1 protein-coding gene is annotated in these 569 nt (G+C 73.3%); it reads left to right on the forward strand.

What is annotated here, in order from left to right:
* Positions 1-569, forward strand: a 569-nt coding sequence (locus PV721_RS43725; RefSeq protein ID WP_416371305.1) for an ATP-binding protein, incomplete at both ends; no start/stop codon positions are given.

The raw sequence follows: 569 nt of genomic DNA on the forward strand, positions 1-569 counted from the left end.
TGCTCGACAACTGCGAGCACGTGATCGGTGCGGCCGCCGAGCTGGCGGAGGAGCTTCTCGCGCGCTGTCCCGGTGTGCAGATCCTGGCGACCAGCCGTGAGCCCCTGGGTGTGCCGGGGGAGTCGTTGCGTCCGGTGGAGCCGCTGCCCGATCCCGTGGCGTTGCGGCTGCTCGGTGACCGTGGGGCCGCTGCCCGGCCGGGGTTCCGTACGGACGACGATCCGGCGGCGGCGGCCGAGATCTGCCGGCGTCTGGACGGGCTGCCGCTGGCCATCGAGCTGGCCGCCGCGCGGTTGCGGCTGCTCACTCCGCGCCAGATCGCCGACCGGCTCGACGACCGTTTCCGGCTGCTGACCAGCGGTGCCCGTACGGTGCTGCCCCGCCAGCAGACGCTGCGTGCCGTCGTCGACTGGTCGTGGGACCTGCTCGACGAGCCCGAACGCACGGTGCTGCGCCGTCTGTCCGTCTTCGCGGGCGGCTGCGACCTCGCCGCCGCCGAGGACGTCTGCGCCGACCCGTCCTACGACACCGCCGACGTCCTCGGCTCCCTCGTCGACAAATCCCTCGTC

It is taken from the genome of Streptomyces sp. MB09-01, from assembly GCF_033794505.1.
Classification (GTDB): domain Bacteria; phylum Actinomycetota; class Actinomycetes; order Streptomycetales; family Streptomycetaceae; genus Streptomyces.